Below are 21,925 nucleotides of genomic sequence, written 5' to 3' on the forward strand. Positions count from 1 at the left end.
TTACTCCGGCAGCAGGCTTTCGCCAGCAAACAACTCGGCTACCGTTTCACGGCGACGCACTTCAAATGCCTTATCACCGTCCACCAACACTTCTGCGGTACGGCCGCGGGTGTTGTAGTTGGAGCTCATGACAAACCCGTAGGCACCGGCCGAATGCACGGCCAGCAGGTCGCCTTCTTCCAGCGCCAGCTGACGATCCTTGGCCAGGAAGTCGCCGGTTTCGCAGATCGGGCCGACGATGTCGTAGGCACGGGCAGCGGAGGCGCGCGGGCGCACGGCCGTGACGTCCATCCAGGCCTGATACAGCGCCGGGCGGATCAGGTCGTTCATGGCGGCGTCGACGATGGCGAAGTCTTTGTGTTCGGTGTGCTTGAGGTATTCGACCTGGGTCAGCAATACACCAGCGTTGGCGACGATGAAGCGGCCCGGCTCGAACACCAGCGCCAGGTCACGACCGTCGAGACGCTCGCGCACGGCCTTGATGTAGTCGGCAGCCAGTGGCGGCTCCTCGTCCTTGTATCGCACGCCCAGGCCGCCACCGAGATCGATGTGGCGCAGGTAGATGCCGCAATCGCCGAGGCGATCGACCAGGCCCAGCAGGCGGTCGAGAGCGTCGATGAACGGTGGCAGGGTGGTCAGTTGCGAGCCGATGTGGCAATCGACGCCGACCACTTCCAGGTTCGGCAGCTGCGCGGCACGCACGTACACGTCTTCGGCGTCGGCGATGGCGATGCCGAACTTGTTCTCTTTGAGACCGGTGGAAATGTACGGGTGGGTGCCGGCATCGACGTCCGGGTTCACACGCAGCGAAATCGGCGCGCGAACGCCCAGTTCGGCGGCGACCACCTGCAAGCGTTCCAGCTCGTCGGTGGATTCGACGTTGAAGCAGTGCACGCCGACTTCCAGGGCGCGACGCATGTCGTCACGGGTCTTGCCGACGCCGGAGAACACGATCTTGTCGGCGCTGCCGCCAGCGGCCAGTACACGTTCCAGTTCGCCACGGGAGACGATGTCGAAACCGGCGCCCAGACGCGCCAGGACATTCAGTACGCCCAGGTTGGAGTTGGCCTTTACAGCAAAGCACACCAGGTGCGGCATGCCGGCCAGTGCATCGGCGTAAGCCAGGTATTGGGCTTCGATGTGCGCGCGCGAGTAAACGTAGGTCGGTGTACCAAAGCGCTCGGCGATGGCAGACAGGGCAACACCTTCCGCGAACAGTTCACCGTCACGGTAGTTAAAAGCGTCCATGAGGTTCCCTTATTATTGGTAGATGTCGTGCTTGTGTGCTTTGGAAGCAGGCTGCTGCTGCGACGACTTGGCTTGCTCGACAGGGTCCTGGTCTGCATCGGGCAGGTACAGCGGGCCTTTTTGACCGCAGGCCGACACAAGGCAGGCAACCGCGAGGAGCGCAGCAAAGGAAGAGATCAGGCGCTTCATGGCGAAATCCTTGAAAATGCATTAATTGCGCCGGAGTATACCGGCCACCCGGCAGCTTGCCTATGCAACGGACCGCCCGTCCGGCGGGGCTTGGCCCGTGGCCGGCCGGTATCACGCAATCCCTGTGGGAGCGGGCTTGCTCGCGAAGGCGTCGTGTCAGTCGACATCAACGTTGAATGTCAGTCCGTATTCGCGAGCAAGCCCGCTCCCACAGGTCGTTATTCTTTGCAATCGACGGGGCTCGGTCGTATCTTGCGGCGCTTGAGCCTGATCAGACACTTTTTGAGGTTGCCGTAATGAGTTTGTCCGAAGCGCGTTTCCATGACCTTGTCGATGCCACCCAGCAAACCCTGGAGGACATCTTTGACGAGAGCGACCTGGATATCGACCTCGAAAGCTCGGCCGGTGTGCTGACCGTCAAGTTCGAGAACGGCAGCCAGTTGATCTTCAGTCGCCAGGAGCCGCTGCGTCAGCTGTGGCTGGCGGCGGTGTCCGGTGGTTTCCACTTCGACTACGACGAAGAAAGCGAGCGCTGGATGTGCGACAAGAGCGAAGAGCAGCTGGGTGAAATGCTTGAGCGTATCGTCCAGCAGCAGGCCGGTGTCGAGCTCGATTTCGAAGGCCTGTGAGATCGTGACCCAGCCTGCGCCTGTCCGTGCGCCCAAGCCGCTCTACAGCAACGTCAGCCCGGCGGTGCCATCGCCGTGCAGCGGAGTTTGCCGGCTGGATGAGCAGAAAGTCTGCCTGGGCTGCTTTCGCCATGTCGAAGATATTCGTGAGTGGCGTTCGGCCGATGATCAGCGTCGGCGGGTGATTTGCGCCGAGGCTGCCCACCGTAAATCCTTGGCATAAGGGCTTTTGTGGCGAGGGGGCTTGCCCCCGTTCGGCTGCGCAGCAGTCGTAAAAATTTAGGGCCGCTGCGCGACCCAGCGGGGCGGTGCGGCGGTCCGACAAGCCCCCTCGCCACAGGAGTTCTCTACAAGTTCATAGCGTCTGTTTGGCCATGACTTGTATATTTTTTGAGCTGTGATAGTGTCCGGAAACGCCTCCACCTACCGAGGCTGATGAAAACCCCGCCTTTTTCTGGCGGGGTTTTGCTTTTTTCGTGCAGAAGAAAGGAGTCTGCCCAGATCATGACCGCACCTTCCATCACCCTTACCCGTCTGGACGTCCAGCGTCTGGAGCGTCTGATCGACAGCCTGGACGACACGCTGCCGGGCGTTATTGCGCTGCAAACCGAACTGGATCGCGCCGATACCCTGGTCGGCCACGATGAAGTGCCGGCGGATGTCGTGACCATGAATTCCCGAGTGCATTGCCGCGAAGAAGGCAGTGGCAAGGACTACCACCTGACCCTGGTGTACCCCAAGGATGCGAACGCCGACGAAGGCAAGGTCTCGATCCTGGCGCCGGTGGGCAGCGCGCTGCTCGGCCTGAAGGTTGGCCAGCACATCGATTGGCCGGCTCCGGGCGGCAAGACCCTGAAACTGACGCTGCTGGAAGTTGAATCGCAGCCGGCCAATGGCGGCGCGTTCCCCGAGTGACATCCCCTCAGGCCTGATCGAGCGCCTCGTTCAATGCGTGCTCCAGGTCAGCTTTGTAGCGCAGGTACAGATGGGTGGAACTCTGCCCTTCACCGAGCAGGCCTGACAGGTCCAGGTCGGTGATGTAGCAGCGGTAGCGTTCGGTTTCCCGGCGCTGCCCGACGATTTCCCGGGCGACCACGCGGAACAACTGGTCGCCATGTTCCAGCTCGGAAAACTCCCGTTGATTGCAAAACAACGTCACCTGCACCTGACCCGGTGCGGCTTTGCCGACGATCGCCTGCACGTCGTAGAACGGCTTGTTCACCGGCGTCTGCGGTGCCGGCCGGGCTTCGATGCGGCGCGCCCGGCCAGGGCCTGACGGCAGCAACTGGCAAAACAGGGTGTCGAGGCTCGAGGGGTGGGTCGCGTCCATCGGCAGCAGGGCATCACGGCGGTACTGGATCGATTGCAGGAAACGCTGCAGCGGCACCAGCAGGCTTTGCTCATCGTGCCAGGGCAGGCGTTGCTGCCACAGGGCATTGAACTCATCGAGCACGTACAGATCAGCCTGATCTTCGATAACCCGATAGAACACTTGAATGCAGTCCGGCTGGCCCGTTGGCAGGAATAGCGCGAGGTCGTGGTCTTCCAGTGCCTTTGGGTCCAGGTGAAGCGGGCTGTAGCTCGCCTTTTCCTTGCCCAGGTAATCGATCAGCGCCGGCAGAGTGGCCAGCGCGATGTGCTGGGCCTGGCCCGGCGCCAACTCCAGCACGTGGTAGTGCTGCTGGACCTGGATCAGGTAGCGATGATTGAGCCGGCTCAGCAGCAGGTTCTGCGCGGTATCGAGGATTTCCTCGACCCGTTGGGCAATGAACTGCGCGCGGTTATGGCAGAAGCAACGCACCCTCAGCTTCGGTTGTTGCGGCCCGGCCGGCAGGTTGTTGAGGTAATCGCGGATGCAGTCGAGCAGGGCATGGGGGCCGTGGTAGCGGCCGACCAGCACTTCGTTCCAGCTATTGAGCGTGACCTGGTCCAGGGTCAGCACCAGATTTTCCCGGACGCCGGCGTAGCTCAGGGAGTCGGTGCGCTCGGTGGTCATGAGGATGTTCAGGTCGCGATGATGCTTGAGCGGATCGATGCCGACATTCACCAGGATCAGCACTTCACTCGGCACGCTGGCGCGCAACAGAGGTTCTTCGGCGACGGTGGGCAAGGGCAGGGCGATGGTCTGTTGCAGGCTGCCGAGCAAGTTGAACAGTTCGAATTCGCTCAAGTCGCTGGTGCCGGGGTGCAAGGCCAGGCGGGTACTGCTGTCGATCACGCCATTGCGGTGGCACCAGGTCAGCAGTTCGAGCAAGTGACGGCTGCGTTTGATCGGCGCGAAATGCTCCCACTCCAGTGCCGTCAGGCTGCCGTTGTACAAGCCCCACTGGCCTTGCCCCGGTTCTTTCTTGTTCGGGGCGTACACCAGCGTCAGGGTGTCTTCAGCCAGGTCCGGGGCGATGCCGGGGTTGATGAATTCGACTTTGCCGGCCTTGCGCTCGAAAGCGGCGTACAGGCGCCGGCCGAGGACACTGAGGTCGCGCTTGTTGATGCGGCTGGCCGTTTGTTCGTGACGGGCAAACTGGGTGAGAAAGCGGTAGCTGTAGTTCAGCTCGTTGACCAGTGCCCGCCGCTCAGAGCTGACCTGGCGGACTTTCCACTGGCTGCGGCTGTCGAGCAGGGCCAGTTGGCGCTGGTCCCAGTGCCACTCGTGGGCCAGGCGTTCGAGCAAAGAGCGCTGCCAGCTCTGGGTGCGGTTGTTGCCGGTGAGTTTGCGATTGACCTTCAGGTACAGCGCGCGACGCACCAGCTCCAGCCGTTCCGGTTCGTTGCGGGCGATCAGGTATTCCTCGATGCGCCGGTACACCACGACGTACGGATCCAGTTCGTCGAGGTCGAGCCGGTTGGCGAACACCGCTTGCTTGAAGCGCAGGCTCAGGCAATGGACCCTGGGGTGCTCACTTGCGTAAACCTCGGTCAGCAGCAGCTTGAGTACCGACTTGTAGGGCGACTCGATGCCCTTGAACAACTGCCAGAGCCCGGCACCGATAAATTCGCCGGGCGGGATGTAGGCCAGGTTGCCGAGGTCGAGGGTTTCATCGGCACGGATGAAGCGTTTGGAAATCAAGGTGTGGGTGTAACGGTCGTAGCTCGACTCCTCGTAGACCGGCACCAGCCACCAGATCGGTGTACGTCCGGCGAGCCAGATCGCGGTGCGGTAAAACTCGTCCAGCAACAGGTAGTGCTGGGTGGTGCCGCAATCCTCCGAACTCAGCTGGGTATCGCGCTCGCCACGGACGAAACGGCTCGGGTCAATGAGGAAAAAATGCGCTTCGGCGCCTTGGCTGGCGGCCCAGGCTTCCAGCAACTGGCATTTTTTGCGCAGCTCGGCGAGTTCGTTCTCGGTCAGGTCCGGCCCATGGCAGACCCACACATCCATGTCGCTCTGGTCGGCCTGCGCCAGGGTGCCGAGGCTGCCCATCAGGAACAGTCCGTGAATCGGTCTCGGCGGGTTACTGCCGTGGCGCGGCTTGTAGGAAAACGAGCGGGTCAGGCGCTGGGCTTCAGCGAGGACATTGGCATCCGGCTCGAAATTCGACAGCCCGGCCGGCGTACTGCCAGAAACGTAGCCGGGCAACAGCGGATGGTTGACGTGGAAAAACAGCGGCAGCAAGGTCAGGACCCCTTGCTGGCGGGTAGACAACCCTTCCATGGCGCGAGCCATGCGTCCTTCGTTGAGTTTCAGGAAGCGTGCGCGCAGCTGGCTGAGAACCTTGCGGTCGATTCCCTCGTCCAGATCGGGGCGGATTTCATGGGTGCGCGTCATGTCAGCTCAAACCGGCTCGCAGGGCTCGGACGTGGGGGCTCAGGTGAGGGGGAGTTTAGCGCCTGGGTCACGGGACTTTTAAGCTGATTTTGTTTTTCTGGCGTCAGATTTCTATCGCGCGGGCTACAACGGGCATCGGAATGCGCCCACGGAAATCCTTCAGCAGGGGTTTCCGTGGGCGATGCGGGGGAATTCAGGCTGTTTCTTCGGCTCTCAGAATGGTGAGCACGGTTTGCACATTTTGCGCGGCGTCACGACCCAGGCTGGTCAGATAGCCGCCATCAGGCTGGTCGATCAGATCTTTTTCAAATAGGCGTTTGGCAGCGGCAATGGCTTTTGGGGCAGCGGTCTGATGAATTTTCAAACCTTCCTGGGAACTGTCCAGGTTGAAGAGTGCGAGGATTTCCAGTTCGGCAACCAACTCAGGGGTAAGCGACATAAGGACTCCAGACTTTCTAGGAATTGGACGACAGCGCCCCTAAGGTGAACCCGCTTGTCCGGCATGTCCAGTACTCGCGACAGGGTTTTTTCTTTGTAGGAGCAGCCGGTCGACGCTCGATTGCTCGCGAAGGTCGTCAACGATAACGCTGGAAACCTGATGCCCCGCGGCGCTCTCGGGTTTTTCGCGAGCGATCGAGCGTCGACCGGCTGCTCCTACAGGGAAGGGGTGGGTCTTACTGCTTTTCCGGCGGCAACTCGGGCAATGCGCGCAGCGCAGCTTCGTACCATTCGGTGTTGAACGCGCGGTCTTCTTCGAGGATCGCGTCGATTTCCACTGCCAATACGTGAGCCATCAGGTTGAGGATTTCTTCCCGCTCGTAACCCACCAGCGTCAGCTTGTTGAACGTCGCCTTGGCGGCTGGCGGGTTGTCGCTTTCGATCTGGTTTTCGATGGCCTGGATCAGGGTGCTTTCGGCGAACTCTTCTTCGTCGTTGTCGATATCGGTTGGCTCGCTCATGGCAGGCTCCTCAGGGAAAGGCGGCCAGTTTACCCGCATTCAGCGGCGTGATGCTGCTGGCAAGATAGCCTTGAGCGTTCTATAAACAGGCACTGCCCACCCCGCATGGCCTGGAGGCTTTGTGATGATCAAGCTTTATGGATTCTCCGTCAGTAACTACTACAACATGGTCAAACTGGCGCTGCTGGAAAAAGGCCTACCCTTCGAAGAAGTACCGTTTTACGCTGGCACCAGCCCCGAGGCACTGGCCATCAGTCCGCGCGGAAAGGTCCCGGTGCTGCAGGTAGAGCAGGGCTTCATCAATGAAACCAGCGTGATCCTCGAATACATCGAGCAAAGCCAGAAAGGCACGCCGCTGCTGCCGAGCGATCCGTTCGAGCGCGCGCAGGTGTTGGCACTGGCCAGGGAAATTGAGCTGTACATCGAATTGCCAGGCCGGGCCTGCTACCCCGAAGCCTTTTTCGGCATGACCCTGCCGGAAGCGATCAAGGAAAAAACCAAAGCCGAATTGTTGCTGGGGATGGCGGCGCTGGGCCGGCACGCCAAATTCAGCCCTTACGTGGCTGGCGACAGCTTGAGCGTGGCGGATCTGTATTTTCTGTTCAGCGTGCCGCTGGCGTGCGGGGTCGCCAAGAAGTTGTTTGGCATCGATCTGTTAGCCGAGATGCCAAAGGCCAAGGCGTTGCTGGAGCGGTTGGGGGGTAACCCGAACGTGCAGCGCGTGGCGGCAGACCGGGAAGCGGCTATGCCAGCGTTCATGGCGATGATTGCTGCCAAGAAGTAGTTCTGTGGGGTTTTGAAGTCAGTCATCGCGGGCAAGCCCGCTCCCACAAGATTGCGTAAACCCTGTGGGAGCGAGCCTGCTCGCGAAGCTTTTGGCGATTTAGCGGCTGGCGAGCAACGCCTGGCCGCGAGCCACGGCAGCCTTCACCTGCGCCGGCGCGGTGCCGCCGATGTGGTTACGGGCATTGACCGAGCCTTCCAGGGTCAGCACGGCGAACACGTCCTGATCGATCTGGTCGCTGAACTTGCGCAGTTCTTCCAGGCTCATTTCCGCCAGGTCCTTGCCGCTGTCCACGCCGTACTTCACGGCATGGCCAACGATTTCGTGGCAATCACGGAATGGCAGGCCGCGACGCACCAGGTAGTCGGCCAGGTCGGTGGCGGTGGAGAAACCGCGCAGGGCCGCTTCGCGCATCATCGCGTGCTTGGGCTTGATCGCCGGAATCATGTCGGCAAAGGCCCGCAGCGAGTCGCGCAGGGTATCGGCGGCATCGAACAGCGGTTCCTTGTCTTCCTGGTTGTCCTTGTTGTAGGCCAGGGGCTGGCCTTTCATCAGGGTCAGCAGGCCCATCAGTGCGCCGAATACGCGACCGGTCTTGCCACGCACGAGCTCCGGTACGTCCGGGTTTTTCTTTTGCGGCATGATCGAGCTGCCGGTGCAGAAACGGTCGGGCAGATCGATGAACTGGAACTGCGCGCTGGTCCACAGCACCAGCTCTTCGGAGAACCGCGACAGGTGCATCATCGCGATGCTGGCCGCCGAGCAGAATTCGATGGCGAAATCACGATCGGAGACGTTGTCCAGCGAATTGCCGCCAACTGCGTCGAAGCCCAGGAGTTGGGCGGTGTATTCGCGATCGATCGGGTAGGTGGTACCGGCCAGCGCCGCGCTGCCCAGCGGCATGCGGTTGGTGCGCTTGCGGCAGTCGACCAGGCGTTCGTAGTCGCGGCTGAGCATTTCGAACCAGGCCAGCATGTGGTGTCCGAACGTCACCGGCTGTGCGGTCTGCAGGTGGGTGAACCCCGGCATGATGCTGCCGGCTTCGCGCTCGGCCTGCTCAAGCAGGCCTTTTTGCAGGCGGGTGATTTCGGCCAGGATCAGGTCGATCTCGTCACGCAGCCACAGACGGATGTCGGTGGCGACCTGATCGTTACGACTGCGGCCGGTGTGCAGCTTTTTACCGGTCACGCCGATGCGGTCGGTCAGACGCGCCTCGATGTTCATGTGGACGTCTTCGAGGTCGATGCGCCAGTCGAATTGGCCGGCTTCGATTTCACCCTGGATGGTGTTCAGGCCATCGATGATGCTGTCGCGCTCGGCATCGGTCAGCACGCCGACCTTGGCCAGCATGGTGGCGTGGGCGATCGAGCCCATGATGTCGTGGCGATACAGGCGCTGGTCGAAGGTGACGGAGGCGGTGAAGCGGGCGACGAAGGCGTCGACGGGTTCACTGAAGCGGCCGCCCCAGGACTGATTGGTCTTGTCAGTGCTCATGAATTCGCTCGTATCGGCTTGAGGTAAGAAGGCGTGGAACGCTGGCGCGGATAATAACAGGGTTGCCAATCCTGTCGCTGACACTGGTCGATACGTTTTTTTGGGGGGGAGAGCCCTGGCCCGGGTAAGACCCGCGTATTTTTGCCGAACGATATTTTCCAATTGAGCTATATCGTCCCGGCAACCGTCTACAGTTGGACAGTAGGATCAGCGCACTTCTCGGTGCAGCCGCTGGCTATAAGAAGAGTGGGGTGTTCATATTGCGTATCAGCAAACCCTGTGGCGATGTGTCGCCAATGCGGACCTGGACCGCCAATCGCCCGGCAGATGAAAATTTAGCCGCCGGACCAGCGGCACTTTTTGACGCTCGCGCTAGTCTTAGCGTGGATCGCGGTGACGGACGTCACTTCACCTGTCTACGCTATCCTTGTGCGAGACTCACGCAGGAATCCAGCGCAATATGAATGTCCTGATCGTTGATGACGAACCCTTGGTCCGCGAGCGCCTGAGCCGAATGGTTGGCGAACTCGAGGGATACAGTGTCCTGGAGCCTAGTGCCACGAATGGCGAAGAGGCGTTGGCACTGATCGACAGCCACAAACCGGATATCGTGCTGCTCGATATCCGCATGCCCGGCCTGGATGGCCTGCAAGTGGCTGCGCGGTTGTGCGAACGCGAAACTCCGCCCGCCGTGGTGTTCTGCGCCGGGCCCGATGAATTTGCCGTGGAAGCCTTACAGGCCAGCGCCGTAGGCTATCTGGTGAAACCTGTGAGAACTGAACAATTACATGACGCATTAAAGAGAGCCGAGCGCCCCAATCGTGCCCAGCTCGCCGCCCTGACCCGCCCTGCTGCCGAAAGCGGCAACGGCCCACGCAGCCATATCAGCGCCCGAACCCGTAAAGGGATCGAGCTGATTCCGCTGGATCAGGTGGTGTATTTCATTGCCGACCACAAATACGTGACCTTGCGCCACGAAAGCGGCGAAGTGCTGCTCGATGAGCCGCTCAAGGCCCTCGAAGACGAATTCGGTGACCGTTTCGTGCGTATCCATCGCAATGCCCTGGTCGCTCGCGAGCGTATCGAGCGACTGCAGCGCACACCCTTGGGGCATTTTCAGCTGTTCCTCAAAGGTCTCAATGGTGATGCGCTGATCGTCAGCCGGCGTCATGTGGCTGGGGTACGCAAAATGATGCAACAGCTTTAAACAGCTGTTCGCAGGCCAATTTCACACCCGATTGCCGGACATCCGGGGCCAGGGAGGCCGAGTAGTATCTGATACAAGTCAAAGTGGATTTGGCTGAGCTGTTATTATCCGTCATATCTATTCAGTACGGATTGATCCATGTCCTCTCGCCAGATCCGCATCGCCACCCGCAAAAGCGCTCTCGCCCTGTGGCAGGCCGAATACGTCAAAGCCCGTCTTGAAGCAGCCCATCCGGGCCTGCTGGTGACTCTCGTCCCCATGGTCAGCCGTGGTGACAAGCTGCTTGACTCACCGCTGTCGAAAATCGGCGGCAAGGGCCTGTTCGTCAAGGAACTCGAAACCGCGCTGCTGGAAAATGAAGCCGACATTGCCGTGCACTCCATGAAGGACGTGCCGATGGACTTCCCCGAAGGCCTCGGTCTGTTCTGCATCTGCGAGCGGGAAGACCCGCGCGATGCCTTCGTTTCCAACACCTACACCAGCCTGGATGAGTTGCCCCAGGGCAGCATCGTCGGCACCTCCAGCCTGCGCCGCCAGGCTCAACTACTGACCCGTCGTCCGGACCTGGAAATCCGCTTCCTGCGCGGCAACGTCAACACTCGCCTGGCCAAGCTCGATGCCGGCGAATACGACGCCATCATCCTCGCCGCTGCCGGCCTGATCCGCCTGGGCTTTGAAGATCGCATCACCTCGGCCATCAGCGTCGACGACAGCCTTCCGGCCGGTGGCCAGGGCGCAGTGGGTATCGAATGCCGCAGCGCTGACATTGAAATCCATGCGTTGCTGGCGCCCCTGCATCACCAGGACACCGCCACCCGCGTGACCGCCGAACGTGCCCTCAACAAGCACCTCAATGGCGGCTGCCAGGTGCCGATTGCCTGCTACGCCGTGCTGGAGGGTGAGCAGGTCTGGTTGCGCGGATTGGTGGGCGATCCAGGCGGTGGCCTGCTGCTCAGCGCACAAGCCCGCGCCCCTCGCGGCGACGCCGAGGCGCTGGGTGTGCGAGTCGCCGAAGACCTGCTCAGCCAAGGGGCCGACGCCATCCTCAAAGCGGTCTATGGCGAGGCTGGTCACGAGTGATCGGCTGGCGCTTGCTGCTGACGCGTCCCGCCGAAGAAGCGGCGGCGCTGAGCAGTCTTTTGGCTGAGCAGGGGATATTCAGTAACAGTCTGCCGCTTTTGGACATCATGCCCATTGCGGCCACTGACACAATGCGCCAGGTGATTCAGGCGCTGGATCAGTTCTGCGCCGTCATCGTGGTCAGCAAGCCGGCAGCCCGGATCGGCGTCGACCTGCTCGAGCGATATTGGCCAACACCGCCTGGTGTGAAGTGGTTCAGCGTCGGCGCGGCGACTGCGCAGATCCTCGAGGATCACGGGCTGGATGTGAGCTTCCCGGCAGAAGGCGATGACAGTGAAGCCTTGCTCGAACTTTCCCGACTGCGCGAGGCTATCGCACAACCCGATGCGCGAGTGCTGATCCTGCGTGGGGAGGGCGGGCGCGAGTTGCTGGCTGAGCGTTTGCGTGAGCTTGGTGCTAGTGTCGAGTATCTGGAGCTGTACCGCCGGGCATTACCGAATTACCCGCCGACTGCGTTGCCGGAACGGATCCGGGCGGAACGCCTGAACGGGCTGGTGGTCAGCAGTGGGCAAGGTTTTGAGCACCTGCATCAACTGGCCGGCGATGCCTGGCCGCAGTTGGCGCGGTTGCCGTTGTTTGTACCGAGCCCCAGGGTTGCCGAGCTGGCGCGTGCCGCCGGGGCTAAAACAGTTGTGGATTGTCGCGGCGCCAGTGCCGCGGCCTTGCTGACGGCGTTACGGGAGCATCCCGTACCCGTTTTCTAATGCAAAGGATGGATACGTGAGCGAAACAGCCTTGCCTAAAGATGACGTGCGACCTGTGCTTGATGCACCTGTTGATGCTCCTGTTGATGAAATGCCGCCGCCGCCACCTGCTGCCGAGCAGCGTCGAGGCAATGGTCTGGCAATCATCGCGCTGCTGTTGGGTGCGGCCGGTGTCGCGGTGGGCGGTTGGGGTGTCTGGCAGGTGCGTCACCTGCAGGCCAATAATCAGCAGCAACTGAGCCAGGTGCAGGCGCTGAATGACCAGGCACAAAGCCTCAAGCTCAATGAAGAGCGCCTGAGTGCACGCCTGGCGCAATTGCCTCCCGCCGATGAATTGGAAGCACGCAGTCGTCTGGTGATTCAGCTGCAAGGTGATCAGCAGCGTTTGAACCAACGGCTGGAAACCGTACTTGGCGCCAGTCGCAAGGACTGGCGTCTGGCCGAGGCCGAGCACTTGCTGCGTCTGGCCAGTCTGCGACTGTCCGCCTTGCAGGACATCAGCAGCGCCCAGGCACTGGTCCAGGGTGCCGACGAGATACTGCGCGAGCAGAACGACCCGGGTTCCTTTGCCGCTCGCGAGCAGGTGGCCAAGACCCTGATCGCCTTGCGCAGCACCGAACAACCTGATCGCACCGGGCTGTTCCTGCGTCTGGGCGCGCTGCGCGATCAAGTGGCTAGCCTCACCGAGCTGGCGCCGGAGTACAAGGACCGTGGCGATTCGTTGCTGGGCCTGACTGCCGATGGCGACGGTGCCAGCCGCTGGGCGCAATGGTGGGATCAGATTTCGCGCTACATCCGTATCGATTTCAATGCCGACAAAAACGTTCGCCCATTGCTGGCCGGCCAGAGCCTGAGTCAGGTACGCCTGGCCCTGAGCCTGGCGCTGGAGCAAGCGCAGTGGGCCGCACTCAATGGCCAGGCGGCGGTTTACTCCCAGGTGTTGGACGAAGCGCGGGACATCCTCAAGGGCAACTTCAACCCGGACAACGCGCAAAGCAAAGTCATGCTTGAGCAGGTCGCCGAGTTGAGCAAGCAACCCGTTACCGTAGTCACGCCGGATATGACCGGAACTCTGAGCGCGGTGCAGGGGTATCTGGAGCGGCGCAACGTCAACGCCGAGGATTCGGTCAAGCCACTGGCCAGGCCTGCCGCGAACGCCGCGCCGGAGGCCACGCCATGAGACGCCTCTATGTGATCATGTTCCTCGTGATCGCCGCTGCCGCTGCGCTGGGGCTGGCGATTGCCGAACACTCCGGTTACGTGCTGATTGCCTACAAGACCTTCCGCTATGAGTCGAGCCTGTGGGCTACTTTGGCGCTGGTGGCTGTGCTCTGGCTGGTGGTCTGGGGCATCAAGTCGCTGGTCGAACTGGTGATGGCTTCCAGTGGCGTGGTCAATCCTTGGTCGCGACGTAACCGCAGCCGTCGGGTGCAGGTGGCGATAGAGCACGGTCAGCTGGACCTGGCCGAAGGTCGCTGGGCCAGCGCGCAACGGCACTTGCATCGGGCTGCCGAAGCCGAACGCCAGCCGCTGCTTTACTACCTCGGCGCTGCCCGTGCCGCGAACGAACTCGGCAATTACGAAGAAAGCGACAACTTGCTGGAGCGCGCCCTGGAGCGACAGCCTCAGGCCGAGTTGGCGATCGCCTTGAGCCACGCCCAGTTGCAGGCCGATCGCGGTGATACCGAAGGCGCCCTGGCCACCCTGCAAGCCATGCGTGAACGCCATCCTCATAACGCACAGACCCTGCGTCAGTTGCAGCGCCTGCTTGCGCAGCGTGGTGACTGGTCGGCAGTGATTCGCCTGCTGCCGGAGCTGCGCAAGGACAAAATCCTGCCGGCGGCCGAACTCGCCGATCTGGAGCGTCGGGCCTGGGGGGCGAACCTGTCCCTGGCGGCGCAACGGGAAGAAGACGGAACGGTGGGGCAGCAATCGCTCGAACGTGCCTGGCAACAACTGACCTCGGCACAGCGTCAGGAGCCGCAACTGGTGCTCGCGTATGCCGAACAACTGCGGCAACTGGGAGCTCAGGTCGAGGCCGAAGAAGTGCTGCGCACTGCTCTCAAACGCGGCTACGACAGTCATCTGGCGCGTCTCTACGGACTGGTTCGCGGCAATGATCCGACCCGCCAGTTGCAGGCCGCCGAAGGCTGGCTCAAGGACCATCCGGCCGATCCGGGCCTGCTACTGACACTGGGTCGTCTTTGCCTGCAAAACAGTTTGTGGGGCAAGGCCCGGGACTATCTGGAAAGCAGCCTGCGTGTACAACGCAATCCGGAAGCCTGTGCGGAACTGGCACGCTTGCTGGCGCAAATGGGCGATACCGAGCGCAGCAACCAGCTGTTTCAGGAAGGCCTGGGGTTGTTGGATGAACGCTTGCTCGCGGCCCCTCTGCCGGTGGCAGTCCGCGCTTGATCCCCCCCTCGCTGGCGCCGACCTCCGGCGTCTGAGTGATGACTTGCGACGAGGGAGCAATCGCCCTCGCCGCAGTGCGATGATTAGTTGAAATTCAGTCGCAAAATTTCGTCGCAGGCAAAGTCCTACAGAGGACTACATTTTATCCTCTCGCCTGCGTCGGGATTTCCCTACACCTGCGCTGAAGTCTCTGTGGGCACTTGCCTTGAAAGGCCGTCGCGCTTTCCTCTACCGTAATGGTCTGTCACCACTTTTACGGAAAAGCCATGTCTTTGGCCTGCTCACGCTCCTTGTTTTTCATGGCTTTCATTGCGGGTGCCCTGGCGATGGGTGTTTCCTACTACCTGGAATATGCAGTCGGCCTGCGGCCTTGCGGCTTGTGTCTTGTGCAACGGTTTTGCCTGGCGCTCTTTACCGGTGTCTGCCTGATGGCTTCGGTCCATGGCCCCGGTCGCATTGGCAACGTTCTGTATTGGCTGCTCAGTCTTTGTTGCAGCCTGGCCGGTACCATCACAGCGTGGCGACAGGTCCTGCTGCAAAGTCTTCCGGTGGAACAGGCAGCGACGTGCTCGACCCGTCTGGCGGACCTGTTGGCCAGTTCTCCGTGGCTATCGGTCGTACGGCAAATGTTCAAGGGCGCTGCCGATTGTGTGGAAATTTCCTGGACGCTGTTCGATCTGAGTCTCACCGAGTGGAGCCTGCTGTTCTTCGTCGCGATGATGATTCTGGCCGTTTACCAGTCATTGCGACTGGTCTGGACCAGCTATCAGCGACCACTCAGCGGCGAGTCGTCGCACCGGGCCTTTGCGGGCGATTAAACACTTGTATGAACTTTATCGCCTGCGTACCTTGAAGCCAGTGTCGTGCGGGCATAATCTGGCCCGCACGTGTCATTGGAATTATGTTGCTCGATGACGCTCTGCCTGACCGCCCACTGACGTTACAAGAGGCGAACGGGCATAGAGCAGCTGACCCACAAGGGAAGAGAGATCACCATGCTCGAAAGTTGTCAGAATGCTCAGGAACGCTGGGGCGGAGTGCACCTGCTGATCGATCGCTGGTTGCAGGAACGACACGAACTGATCGGGGCCTATGACGCTCTCGGCGCAAAGCCTGAGGCGCTGGGTGAGAACCGCAAGCCCTTGCAGGAATTCTGCGGCGTGCTGGTCGATTATGTATCGGCCGGGCACTTCGAGATCTACGAGCAGCTGACGGGGGAGGCCAAGGCCTTCAACGACAAGCGTGGCCTGGAGCTCGCCGAGACGATCTACCCGCGTATCGACGTCATCACCGAAAAGCTGCTCGCCTTCAATGACCTGTGTGACGCAGGAAAGTGTGTCGCCGAAGAGTTCAAGACACTCGGCGGACTGTTGCATGAGCGCTTTGAACTGGAAGACTGCCTGATCGAAGTGCTGCACACCGCCCACAAGGAAACCGATTCGGTCCAGGCCTGAAGCACTTCCTGCAAGATCCCGAAACGGCGTGCCAAGGCACGCCGTTTTTCGTTTGCGTCGTCAGCCGGTAGCGCCGCGCAATTCGACTTCGAACACCAGTGGAGTGAACGGTGCGATCACGTCACCGGCACCATCGGCGCCATAGGCCTGAGCCGATGGAATCACCAGTCGCCACTTCGCCCCGACTGGCATGTTTTGCAGCGCGCTACGCCATCCGGCGATCACGCTGTCGAGACTGAACCATTGTGGCTGACTGTTCTGATCGAACACCGTGCCGTCGGGCAAGCGACCGATGTACAGCACCTGCACCTTGCCGTTCGGTCCGGCCTTGGCGCCAGTGCCTGGCGTCAACTCGGTCAGCAACACGCCATCAGCCAGTTCGCGCACGCCGGGTCTGGCTTTCTCCGTGGCGAGAAAACGCTGTTCTTTTTCCAGTGCCATTTCGCTTTGCGGCTCGGCTGACTGCATGGCGATCCGGGCTTCATGCTCGGTCAATATCTGCTGGATCTGTTCGTCCTTCAGCACCAGCGGTTTGCCCTGATAGGCCTGCTGCAATCCTTCGACCAGTGCCTGGAGTTGCAGCCCGGGAGCCTCCTGGCGCAAGCGTTCGCCAAGGCTTGCACCCAGGCTGTAAGCGAGGTCGTGGGCTTCATTTTCCTGCGTTGTTGCAGCGGCTTGAGCCACTGGAAAAAACACGCACAGCGATAAAAAAAGGTAGCGCGACATGAGCACTCTCCGACCTGAAATGCGGGCGATTATGCCAGCGGGAATGCGCACAACGGTGAACTGCTTTTGCGCCGCGGCAGAAGTTTTTCAATCCTTTGCAACGTAGCGCTTTCGATAGTGTCAACATGCCCTAGCGGCGGTTGCAGCAGAGGTCTAGTATGAGCCGCACTCACTTCAGCCAGGAGGTAAACCATGTCGGCCACCAAGAAGCCAGTAAACACTCCATTGCACCTGCTCCAACAACTCTCGGGCAGCTTGCTCGAGCATCTGGAAACCGCTTGTTCCGAAGCCTTGGCTGATGCTGAAAAATTGCTCGCCAAGCTGGAAAAGCAGCGCGGAAAAGCGCAAGAAAAACTGCACAAGTCCCGCACCAAATTGCAGGACGCTGCGGCGGCCGGAAAAGCCAAGGCGCAAGCCAAGGCCAAGGGCGTAGTGGGCGATCTTGAGGGGCTGCTCGATGCCCTCAAGGATCGTCAATCGGAAACCCGCGGCTACATTCTGCAACTCAAGCGCGATGCTCAGGAAAGCCTGAAACTGGCCCAGGGCGTCGGTCGTGTACAAGAGGCTGTCGGCAAGGTGTTGTCCTTGCGTGCGGCCAAGCCTGCTGCGGCACCTGCGAAGAAAGCCGCTGCCAAACCGGCTGCTGCAAAAGCACCGGCCAAACCTGCCGCTGCAAAACCGGCAGCTGCCAAACCAGTCGCTAAAACTGCCGCAGCCAAACCGGTTGCGAGAAAACCGGCTGCTGCCAGCGCTGCAAAACCTGCGGCTAAAACCACGGCTGCCAAACCAGCTGCCGCACGACCTGCCGCTGCAAGAACCGCTGCTGCCAAACCAGCCGTGGCTAAAACCGCCGCCGCTAAACCGGCTGCAAAACCAGCTACAAAACCGGCCGCTAAACCAGCTGCCCGCACCGCTGCGGCGAAGCCTGCTGCAAAACCCGTCGCTGCAAAACCGGCAGCTAAACCGGCAGCCAAACCAGCGGCAAAACCTGCTGTAAAAGCGGCAGCCAAACCTGCTGCTAAACCAGCCGCAAGACCAGCTGCAGCGAAACCAGCCGTTGCCGCCAAACCAGCCGCTGCCAAGCCAGTTGCCGCCAAACCGGTTGCTGCAAAACCTGCTGCAAAACCAGCGGCCAAACCTGCAGTGAAAAAGCCGGTTGCCGCCAAGCCAGCCACCGCACCGGTTGCCAAGCCAGTCGCTCCGGCTGCGCCAGCAGCACCTGCTCCGGCAGCAACTACCTCGACAGCCGCGCCAGCGCCAACGGCGGCCGTAACTTCGAGTGTTGTAACCACCCCAGCCAGCGCTTCCTAAGTGCCGGTTACCGCGACGCGCAGCTGATGCAGCGCGTCGCGGTGCAGGTGGGCGGCTTCAGCCGTCGCACCTTCCAGCCAGGCCGATAGATCGGTCGCGGCATTTTGCGGCCAACTCTGCGCCGCTCTCTCCAGCCGCAATAACAGATGCCGTTCGGCTTCCAACTCCAGTGCCTTCACTTGTTCACGCAAGGTATGCAAATCGGCGTCTTCCATGGCCGCGGCTTTCCACTGCGCGCGCAAGGTGCGTAACGGCCGCACGACATCGGTGTCCCAGGCGACAGCCACGCTGCGTAGTTGCTGTAAGCGCTGCTCATCGCAGGCAACGCCTCGTTGTCCCAGCCACGCACCACACAGCAACAGGCACACATTGACCCCCGCCGACTGCAATTGCAGGCAAGCCTGCTCAACGCCCGGATGGGCGTAAGTGCTCAGGGAAAAGCTCCACAGGTCAGAGGACATAGTGCTACTCGCGCCAGTTGCGAGCGAAGCTGGTAGACTCCGCCGCCATTATGATTCGACTTCAGAACCTGACTTTACAGCGTGGCCCGCAACGTCTGCTAGAAGACGCCGAGCTGACGCTGCACGCCGGCCAGAAAGCCGGCCTCATCGGTGCCAACGGCGCCGGCAAATCGAGCCTGTTCGCCTTGCTTCGGGGCGAACTGCACCCGGACTCGGGTGATTGCTTCCTGCCGGCAGACTGGCGTATCGCCCACATGCGCCAGGAGGTCGACACCCTCGAGCGCCTGGCGGTCGACTACGTGCTCGATGGCGACTTGCGCCTGCGCCAGGTGCAACGCGACCTGGCGGTAGCCGAGGCGGCCCATGACGGTGCCGCTCAGGCCCGCCTGCACTCGGAACTCGACAGCGCCGACGGTTACACCGCCGACGCCCGGGCGCGCAAGTTGCTGGCCGGCCTTGGGTTCACCAACGAGCAGATGGATCGCCAGGTCGGGGATTTCTCCGGCGGCTGGCGGATGCGCCTGAACCTGGCGCAGGCCTTGATGTGCCCATCGGACCTGCTGCTGCTCGACGAACCGACCAACCACCTCGACCTCGACGCCATCATCTGGCTCGAAGAGTGGCTCAAAAGTTATCCCGGCACCTTGATGCTGATTTCCCACGACCGGGATTTCCTCGATGCCGTGGTCGATCACGTGGCCCACGTCGATCAGCGCAAGATCACCCTGTACCGCGGTGGCTACAGTGCTTTCGAGCGCGCCCGTGCCGAACGCCTGGCCCAGCAACAGCAGGCGTACGAGAAGCAGCAGGTGCAACGTGCGCACATGGAAAGCTACATCGCCCGCTTCAAGGCCCAGGCCACCAAGGCCCGTCAGGCCCAGAGCCGGATCAAGGCACTGGAGCGGATGGAAGAGCTGACCGCTGCCCACGTCGACTCGCCGTTCGATTTCGTTTTCCGTGAATCGCAGAAAATTTCCAGCCCGCTGATCGACCTGTCCGATGCCCGCCTGGGTTACGGCGACAAAGCCGTGCTGGAGAAGGTCAAACTGCAACTGACCCCGGGTGCACGGATCGGCTTGCTCGGCCCGAACGGTGCCGGCAAGTCGACCTTGATCAAGAACCTGGCGGGTGAACTCTCGCCGCTGGCCGGCCGCTTGACCCGTGGCGAGAACACCGTGGTCGGTTACTTCGCCCAGCATCAACTCGATTCTCTGGACTCCAAGGCCAGCCCGTTGCTGCACTTGCAGCGCCTGGCGCCTACCGAGCGCGAGCAAGCCCTGCGCGACTTCCTCGGCGGTTTCGACTTCCGTGGTGCGCGAATCGACGAACCGGTACTGAATTTCTCCGGTGGCGAGAAAGCGCGCCTGGCGTTGGCCTTGATCGCCTGGGATCGACCGAACCTGTTGCTGCTCGACGAACCGACCAACCACCTGGACCTGGAAATGCGCCTGGCGCTGACCATGGCCCTGCAGGAATTCAGTGGTGCGGTACTGGTGGTCTCTCACGATCGCCACTTGCTCAAAAGCACCACCGACAACTTCTATCTGGTGGCGGACGGCAAGGTCGAGGAATTCGACGGCGACCTGGAGGACTACACCCGCTGGCTGGTGGAGTATCGCCAGCGCAACGCCCCGGTCAGCAACACGCCGGTCAACCCGGACAAGACCGACAAGAAAGCCCAGCGTCAGGCTGCTGCTGCGTTGCGCCAGCAACTGGCACCGCACAAGCGCGAAGCTGACAAGCTTGAAGCCGAGCTGGGCAAGCTCCACGAAAAACTGGCGAAGATCGATGCCAGCCTCGGCGACAGCGACATCTACGAGCAGGCGCGCAAGAACGAATTGCGTGATCTGCTGGCCGAACAGGCCAAGCTGAAGGTACGTGAGGCGCAGCTGGAGGAAGCGTGGATGGAAGCCCTGGAATTGCTGGAAGGCATGCAGGCGGAGCTGGAGGCACTGTCCTGATGGACGCCTTCAAGCTGCCGCTGCCGGCGGTGTGGGTCGAGCCGATCTGGCTTGGCGTGCAAATCCTGCTGATTCTGTTGGCCGGTTACATCGCCCAGCGCTTTGTTGCCAAATGCCTGACTCGTCTCGGTGAGCGCTACCCGTTTCCGCCGCAGTTGCTGATGCCGCTGCGCGGGGGCCTGCGCTGGCTGATCATGGGCAGTGCGTTGATTTTCGTGCTGGAGCGCCTCGGGGTTTCGGCCACGGTGCTCTGGACCGCGCTATCGGGTTTCGTCGCAGTCGCGGCGGTGGCGTTTTTCGCCATGTGGAGCGTGCTCTCGAACCTGCTGTGCGCGATTCTGATCTTTACCGTCGGCCCGTTCCGCCTCGGTGATGTGGTCGAGTTGGTGGACACCACCGACAAGCCCGGCGTCAAAGGCCGGGTGGTGGCGATCAATCTCCTTTACACCACGCTGATCGAGACCGAAGAACTCGGCACTGGCAGCGCCATGGTGCAAGTGCCCAATAGTTTGTTCTTCCAGCGTTCGGTGCGGCGCTGGCGCGGGACGGATGTGTTTCCTTCCAGCGGGTTTGAAAAGTAAGCCTTCTGTTGCCTGACAGATTGCTTTCGCGAGCAGGCTCGCTCCCACAGTTGATCTTTAGTGGCCACAAATCTTGTGAACGACACGGGCCTAATGTGGGAGCGGGCTTGCTCGCGAAGAGGCCCTCAAGCCGCAAACGCTGGTCGGCCACCGACACATCCTGTAAAAAATCGATAGTCATCCAACCCAAGCCGCATTAGCTTAGACGTCTGTCACGAGTCTGAGTCGAGGTGTGCAATGGAGCTTCAAACATGGCTGGCGTTTTTTGCCGCCTGCTGGGTGATCAGCCTGTCCCCCGGTGCCGGCGCCATTGCGTCGATGTCCAGCGGTCTGCAATACGGCTTCTGGCGCGGCTACTGGAACGCCCTGGGCTTGCAATTGGGCCTGGCGGTGCAGATCGCGATTGTCGGCGCCGGTGTTGGCGCGATTCTTACTGCGTCGGCCACCGCTTTCTACGCGATCAAATGGTTCGGTGTAGCCTACCTGGTTTACCTCGCGATCAAACAATGGCGTGCGCTGCCCAGCGATATGAGCGATGACGCGGCAGTACGCCAGATCGGCAAGCCGATGGCCCTGGTGTTCCGTGGTTTTCTGGTGAACATCAGCAACCCAAAGGCGCTGGTGTTCATGCTGGCGGTGTTGCCGCAGTTCATTGACCCGCATGCGCCGCTGTTGATCCAGTACGTGATCATTGGTGTGACGATGATATGCGTGGATCTGATCGTCATGGCCGGCTATACCGGATTGGCCTCGAAGGTGCTGCGCCTGCTGCGCACACCCAAGCAGCAGAAACGCATGAACCGTACTTTTGCCGGGCTGTTCATTGGTGCCGCGGCATTCATGGCGACCTTGCGTAAAGCGGCGGTTTAACAACCCTCAGGTACAAAAAAGGCGAC

General features: G+C 61.2%; 23 protein-coding genes and 1 pseudogene. 16 read left to right on the forward strand and 8 right to left on the reverse strand.

The genetic code is table 11. The features are described from left to right. Both lysA and lptM read right to left on the reverse strand, forming a co-directional pair. Nucleotides 1-1,248: a diaminopimelate decarboxylase gene (gene lysA / locus KGB28_RS07460; protein WP_223443836.1), complete on the reverse strand. Its 1,248-nt coding sequence runs from the start codon at nucleotides 1,246-1,248 to the stop codon at nucleotides 1-3. Nucleotides 1,249-1,260: 12 nt separating this feature from the next. Further along, the gene (gene lptM, locus KGB28_RS07465; RefSeq protein ID WP_223443838.1) at nucleotides 1,261-1,437 is read right to left on the reverse strand and encodes an LPS translocon maturation chaperone LptM; all 177 of its coding nucleotides are present in this window, start codon (nucleotides 1,435-1,437) and stop codon (nucleotides 1,261-1,263) included. Nucleotides 1,438-1,733: 296 nt separating this feature from the next. Between lptM and cyaY the strand changes: the two genes are divergently transcribed. The 3 genes from cyaY (at nucleotide 1,734) to rnk (ending at nucleotide 2,981) form a co-directional block, all read left to right on the forward strand. Next, on the forward strand, nucleotides 1,734-2,066 hold the full coding sequence (gene cyaY / locus KGB28_RS07475) for an iron donor protein CyaY (protein ID WP_008050853.1): 333 nt from the start codon (nucleotides 1,734-1,736) through the stop codon (nucleotides 2,064-2,066). Nucleotides 2,067-2,070: 4 nt separating this feature from the next. Continuing rightward, entirely contained in the window at nucleotides 2,071-2,289 is a 219-nt protein-coding gene (locus tag KGB28_RS07480) for a DUF1289 domain-containing protein (RefSeq protein WP_080925278.1), read from the forward strand. Between the two features lie 281 nt (nucleotides 2,290-2,570). After that, a complete protein-coding gene (rnk, locus tag KGB28_RS07485; RefSeq protein ID WP_008050852.1) occupies nucleotides 2,571-2,981 on the forward strand; it encodes a nucleoside diphosphate kinase regulator in 411 nt (136 codons plus the stop codon). 7 nt (nucleotides 2,982-2,988) lie between these two features. Here the strand turns inward: rnk and KGB28_RS07490 are convergent, their stop codons facing one another. From KGB28_RS07490 to KGB28_RS07500, 3 genes are all read right to left on the reverse strand, one after another. Next, nucleotides 2,989-5,832, reverse strand: a complete 2,844-nt coding sequence (locus tag KGB28_RS07490) for a class I adenylate cyclase (RefSeq protein WP_223443840.1) — start codon at nucleotides 5,830-5,832, stop codon at nucleotides 2,989-2,991. Between the two features lie 193 nt (nucleotides 5,833-6,025). After that, nucleotides 6,026-6,271, reverse strand: a complete 246-nt coding sequence (locus tag KGB28_RS07495; protein ID WP_150724924.1) for a TIGR02647 family protein — start codon at nucleotides 6,269-6,271, stop codon at nucleotides 6,026-6,028. A gap of 235 nt (nucleotides 6,272-6,506) precedes the next feature. Further along, entirely contained in the window at nucleotides 6,507-6,791 is a 285-nt protein-coding gene (locus KGB28_RS07500; RefSeq protein WP_046039010.1) for a hypothetical protein, read from the reverse strand. A 124-nt stretch (nucleotides 6,792-6,915) separates the two neighbouring features. Between KGB28_RS07500 and KGB28_RS07505 the strand changes: the two genes are divergently transcribed. Continuing rightward, the gene (locus tag KGB28_RS07505) at nucleotides 6,916-7,575 is read left to right on the forward strand and encodes a glutathione S-transferase family protein (RefSeq protein WP_223443842.1); all 660 of its coding nucleotides are present in this window, start codon (nucleotides 6,916-6,918) and stop codon (nucleotides 7,573-7,575) included. A 99-nt stretch (nucleotides 7,576-7,674) separates the two neighbouring features. Here the strand turns inward: KGB28_RS07505 and argH are convergent, their stop codons facing one another. Further along, on the reverse strand, nucleotides 7,675-9,069 hold the full coding sequence (gene argH / locus KGB28_RS07510; protein WP_150724926.1) for an argininosuccinate lyase: 1,395 nt from the start codon (nucleotides 9,067-9,069) through the stop codon (nucleotides 7,675-7,677). A gap of 341 nt (nucleotides 9,070-9,410) precedes the next feature. Between argH and KGB28_RS31780 the strand changes: the two are divergent. From KGB28_RS31780 to rsd, 8 genes and pseudogenes are all read left to right on the forward strand, one after another. Continuing rightward, nucleotides 9,411-9,533, forward strand: a pseudogene (locus tag KGB28_RS31780) (sensor histidine kinase); the annotation flags it as partial. After that, entirely contained in the window at nucleotides 9,530-10,276 is a 747-nt protein-coding gene (locus tag KGB28_RS07515; protein WP_150724927.1) for a LytR/AlgR family response regulator transcription factor, read from the forward strand. The pseudogene KGB28_RS31780 and the gene KGB28_RS07515, both read left to right, overlap by 4 nt. Before the next feature lie 138 nt (nucleotides 10,277-10,414). Next, nucleotides 10,415-11,356 carry a hydroxymethylbilane synthase gene (gene hemC / locus KGB28_RS07520; RefSeq protein ID WP_223443846.1) on the forward strand — a complete coding sequence of 314 codons (942 nt, stop codon included), beginning with the start codon at nucleotides 10,415-10,417 and terminating at the stop codon, nucleotides 11,354-11,356. Next, on the forward strand, nucleotides 11,353-12,120 hold the full coding sequence (locus KGB28_RS07525; RefSeq protein ID WP_223443849.1) for a uroporphyrinogen-III synthase: 768 nt from the start codon (nucleotides 11,353-11,355) through the stop codon (nucleotides 12,118-12,120). The genes hemC and KGB28_RS07525 overlap by 4 nt, the downstream gene beginning before the upstream one ends. A 16-nt stretch (nucleotides 12,121-12,136) precedes the next feature. Further along, nucleotides 12,137-13,300 (forward strand): uroporphyrinogen-III C-methyltransferase, encoded by a 1,164-nt coding sequence (locus tag KGB28_RS07530; RefSeq protein ID WP_223443851.1) that lies wholly within the window; start codon nucleotides 12,137-12,139, stop codon nucleotides 13,298-13,300. Further along, a complete protein-coding gene (locus KGB28_RS07535; protein WP_223443853.1) occupies nucleotides 13,297-14,535 on the forward strand; it encodes a heme biosynthesis protein HemY in 1,239 nt (412 codons plus the stop codon). Before KGB28_RS07530 ends, KGB28_RS07535 begins: the two co-directional genes overlap by 4 nt. Before the next feature lie 266 nt (nucleotides 14,536-14,801). Then, nucleotides 14,802-15,353, forward strand: a complete 552-nt coding sequence (locus KGB28_RS07540) for a disulfide bond formation protein B (protein WP_223443855.1) — start codon at nucleotides 14,802-14,804, stop codon at nucleotides 15,351-15,353. A gap of 177 nt (nucleotides 15,354-15,530) precedes the next feature. Then, nucleotides 15,531-15,989 (forward strand): sigma D regulator, encoded by a 459-nt coding sequence (rsd, locus tag KGB28_RS07545; RefSeq protein WP_223443856.1) that lies wholly within the window; start codon nucleotides 15,531-15,533, stop codon nucleotides 15,987-15,989. A gap of 60 nt (nucleotides 15,990-16,049) precedes the next feature. Here rsd and KGB28_RS07550 read toward each other — a convergent pair whose 3' ends face one another. Next, complete coding sequence (locus KGB28_RS07550; RefSeq protein ID WP_223443858.1) at nucleotides 16,050-16,715, reverse strand: FKBP-type peptidyl-prolyl cis-trans isomerase; 666 nt, start codon at nucleotides 16,713-16,715, stop codon at nucleotides 16,050-16,052. Between the two features lie 192 nt (nucleotides 16,716-16,907). Between KGB28_RS07550 and KGB28_RS07555 the strand changes: the two genes are divergently transcribed. Further along, on the forward strand, nucleotides 16,908-18,026 hold the full coding sequence (locus KGB28_RS07555; protein ID WP_223443860.1) for an AlgP family protein: 1,119 nt from the start codon (nucleotides 16,908-16,910) through the stop codon (nucleotides 18,024-18,026). Here KGB28_RS07555 and KGB28_RS07560 read toward each other — a convergent pair. Beyond that, nucleotides 18,023-18,487 (reverse strand): TIGR02444 family protein, encoded by a 465-nt coding sequence (locus KGB28_RS07560; protein ID WP_223443862.1) that lies wholly within the window; start codon nucleotides 18,485-18,487, stop codon nucleotides 18,023-18,025. The genes KGB28_RS07555 and KGB28_RS07560 overlap by 4 nt on opposite strands. Nucleotides 18,488-18,537: 50 nt before the next feature. Here KGB28_RS07560 and KGB28_RS07565 point away from each other — a divergent pair, with 50 nt between their 5' ends. The 3 genes from KGB28_RS07565 to rhtB all read left to right on the forward strand — a co-directional run bounded on the left by KGB28_RS07565 (nucleotide 18,538) and on the right by rhtB (nucleotide 21,899). Next, complete coding sequence (locus KGB28_RS07565) at nucleotides 18,538-20,448, forward strand: ATP-binding cassette domain-containing protein (RefSeq protein WP_223443871.1); 1,911 nt, start codon at nucleotides 18,538-18,540, stop codon at nucleotides 20,446-20,448. Beyond that, a complete protein-coding gene (locus tag KGB28_RS07570; protein WP_223443873.1) occupies nucleotides 20,448-21,029 on the forward strand; it encodes a mechanosensitive ion channel family protein in 582 nt (193 codons plus the stop codon). Before KGB28_RS07565 ends, KGB28_RS07570 begins: the two co-directional genes overlap by 1 nt. 237 nt (nucleotides 21,030-21,266) lie before the next feature. Continuing rightward, the gene (rhtB, locus tag KGB28_RS07575; protein ID WP_223443875.1) at nucleotides 21,267-21,899 is read left to right on the forward strand and encodes a homoserine/homoserine lactone efflux protein; all 633 of its coding nucleotides are present in this window, start codon (nucleotides 21,267-21,269) and stop codon (nucleotides 21,897-21,899) included. Nucleotides 21,900-21,925: the final 26 nt, after the last annotated feature.

It is taken from the genome of Pseudomonas sp. BF-R-19 (assembly GCF_019956445.1).
GTDB lineage: Bacteria > Pseudomonadota > Gammaproteobacteria > Pseudomonadales > Pseudomonadaceae > Aquipseudomonas > Aquipseudomonas fluorescens_BH.